The organism is Dactylosporangium sp. NPDC051485, from assembly GCF_040682015.1.
Taxonomy (GTDB): Bacteria; Actinomycetota; Actinomycetes; order Mycobacteriales; family Micromonosporaceae; genus Dactylosporangium.
On record NZ_JBFAZW010000241.1, the window covers coordinates 1 to 3,018 of the forward strand.

General features: G+C 78.9%; 2 protein-coding genes and 1 pseudogene. 1 reads left to right on the forward strand and 2 read right to left on the reverse strand.

The genetic code is table 11. The features are described 5' to 3' along the window. Both AB0M46_RS51195 and AB0M46_RS51200 read right to left on the reverse strand, forming a co-directional pair. Positions 1 to 1,065: pseudogene (locus tag AB0M46_RS51195) on the reverse strand (hypothetical protein); the annotation flags it as partial. 152 nt (positions 1,066 to 1,217) lie between these two features. After that, entirely contained in the window at positions 1,218 to 2,813 is a 1,596-nt protein-coding gene (locus tag AB0M46_RS51200; RefSeq protein WP_363349028.1) for a hypothetical protein, read from the reverse strand. Between AB0M46_RS51200 and AB0M46_RS51205 the strand changes: the two genes are divergently transcribed. Further along, a partial coding sequence (locus tag AB0M46_RS51205; protein ID WP_363349030.1) for a hypothetical protein occupies positions 2,788 to 3,018 on the forward strand: 231 nt, incomplete at its 3' end. The two genes, AB0M46_RS51200 and AB0M46_RS51205, sit on opposite strands and share 26 nt — an antisense overlap.

A 3,018-nucleotide genomic window follows, 5' to 3' on the forward strand; every position in this document is an offset into this window, starting at 1 on the left:
CGCCACGCACCCGGCGACGGCGCCGGCCACGATCGCGGCGATCGTCTCGCCGGTGGCCAGCACGGTGCGGGGCCACCAGGGCGCGCCGCGCAGCGCCACGACGGCGAGCTCGCTGCGACGGCCCTCGGCGCCGTAGTCCACGGCGAGGTACAGCGCGAGATAGGCCAGCAGCAACAGGGGCACGGCGCCGGCGGGCACGCTGCGGCGGGCCAGGCCGCGGCTGGCCTCGACCCGGTCGATCAGCGCGGGCAGGGCGGTGTCGACCTGGTAGCCGCCGTTGACCTGATCGGCCCGCCTGCGCAGGCCCTCGAGCTGCGCGCGCAGCTCGGGCAGCCGGTCGAAGGCGCCCGGCCCGGCGGACGCGTCCAGGCCGACGGTGACGTCGCGGGGCACGAGCCGCTCGGCGGTGGTGGCGCCGAGGAACACCGGCTCGGCGCTCTGGCCGAGGGCGCTGGTGGCGAAGTACCGGTGGCCGCCCCAGTACTGCTCGTGCGGGTCGGCGGGCCGGTACGTGCCGACCACCGTCAGCTCGACCGGCGGCCCGTCCGGCTGGAACACGGCGATGCCGGTCAGCGGGTTGGCGATCGCCCGGGCGTAGGTGAGCGTGATCCGGTCGCCGGCCGCGAGGTCGTTGCGGGCCGCGGTCTGCTCGCCGAGGACGACGTCGCCGGTGCCCATGAGGCAGCGCCCGGTGACGATGCGCAGGTGGGCGCAGGCGTCCTGGCGGTACACGGTCCGGGTGCCGTCCGAACCGCTCGGCAGGCCGATGACGGCGAACTCGGCGGAGTACACGTGCGCGAACCCGGGCTGGTCCAGCAGCGCCCCGGCGACGGAGTCGAAGTCCGGGTCGACGGTGCTGCCGTTCGTGCGGACCAGGGCGCTGACGGTGATCGAGCGCTCGGCGGGGCCGGCCGTGGCGACCTCGCCCCGCGCGGTGGCGATGTCCACGGCGCCGAGGTAGGCGGGCACCGCCACGGTCGCGCCGACGGCCAGCATGGTGAGCAGCAGCAGCGCCGCCGCCTGCCCGCGCCGGGTCCGCAGCATCGCCAAGACAAGCCCGACCATTTACCGGTACTCCCTTCCGCGCCCGTCTCGCAAAGCCCCGACCGCGAGCCCCGCACCCCGACTCGCGCGCCCACCTCGCAAAGCCCCGACCGCGAGGCCCGCACCCCGACCCCGGCGCCCGACCCGCACAGCCCCGACCGCACGCAAGGGCGTCATCGTGCCGGCTCCTTTCCGGTGCCGCGCAACGCCCCGGCGGAGGCGGCCGCCAGGACCACCAGGGACAGCAGGGCGATCACGGCGAGGGCGCCCGGCTGTAGCGCGGGCGGCGGCTCGGTCAGCTGCCAGTCGTCGGTGAACGCGGCCACCGGCGCGCCCGAGAGCCCCGCGATGCCCCCCGCGACGAGCAACCCGGCCAGCGCGCCCAGCCCGAGCAGTGCCCCCTGCCCGCCGGCCGCCGCGGCGGGCCCGACCCGTGCCGGTACACCCTGGGCCCGCATCGCCCGCAGCTCGGCCGCGCGCACCCTGCGCTCCACGCCGACGGCGACGGCGGCGGCCACCGCGGCCAGCAGCAGCCCCGCCAGGGCCGACAGCAGCCGGAAACGCACCGCGAAGGCGGGTCCCTGCTCGGCCAGCCGGGCCTCGTGCGCGTCCGCCGTCTCGGTGCCGACGACCTCCACCCCGGCAGCGGCCAGGCGCCGCACGAGGTCCGCGGCCGCCTCCGGGGACACGTCGCGGGCCAGCCATACCTGCAGCGTGCCGGGCATCACGGCGTCCGGCAGGGCACGGGCCACGGTGTCGAGGTCGAGCACGATCCCGGTCCGGCCCAGCGCCGGCAGGAGCTCCCCGGTGGGTTCGGGGCGCAGCGGCACGGCCCGGGCCCCGAACAGCGTCAGCGCCGGCTCGGCCGACGACCAGCCGCGGGGCGGGTCGCCCGCGATGAGCGCGGCCAGCGGGAGGGGCGTGCCGACAAGGTACGCGCGGGTGTCCGGCCGCGCGCTCTGCCCCTCCGCCACGGGCGGCACGGCGAGGCTCAGCACGCCCTTGCGCGGCCCGAGGATCAGCCCGAGGCCGGTGGTGGCGGCCCGCCACAGCCGCGGGTCCCCGAGCGTGCCGGCGTCGAGCACGGTCTTGGCCGGCCCGTCCTGGCGCAGCCCCCGCACGGCGACGGCGGCCCGCGCGGGCGGGTCCTGCGGGCGCCCGTCCGGCCCGGGCGCCCCGGCGAGGGTGAGCCCGGCGAGCCGGCAGCCGGGGTCGCCGGTGCAGCCGCGGACGGGAGCGCTCGCCTCGTGCTCGCCCGGGTCGAACGGCCCGACCGTGACCGCGACGGCGGCGCCGGTCCCGGCGTGGGCGAGCTGCACGACGAGCCACACGGGCACGCCGGAGTCGTTGCGCACGCTCGCGGTGAGCGCGGTGCCGTCGACCGGCGGCGGCTGGTCCGGCGCCGCCCGGTCACCGCGGACGGCGGCGTCGGCGCGGGCGAGCCCGGCGGCCAGTGCCCGGCTCTGCCCGGCGACCGCGGCCAGCCGGTCGGCGTCGACGGCGAGCACCGGCGGGCTCGCGGTGTCGTCGACGGCGACCGCCATCGCGGCGCGCCCGCCCGGGTCGGCCTGCCGCACGGCGCTCAGCAGCGCGGTCTGGCCGGCCGCCCGCACGGTGAGCACCTGGCCGGCGCCGAGCTCGGCGACGGTCCGCTCGGCGCGGGCGGCCCGGGCGGCGAGCACGTCCTCCCCGGCCAGCCCGAGCAGCGCGACCGCGACGGCCACGACGGCGAAGATCCGGTCGATGCCGGGCCGCCTCTGGTACTGCAACGCCGCCAGCGCCACCGTGACCCGCCCGGTTCGCAGCGCCGCGCGGCCGGCCCGCCCGGCGAGGGCCGTCACGCCCCGGGCCAGCAGCGCCGCCGCGGCAAAGGCCAGGAGTGCCCTGGACCTGGTGTCGGAGCTATACCTCGACGGCTCCGGTCTCGACATCCCCGCGCTGCTCACCGAGATGGTCCAACGCGTCGGCGAGGGC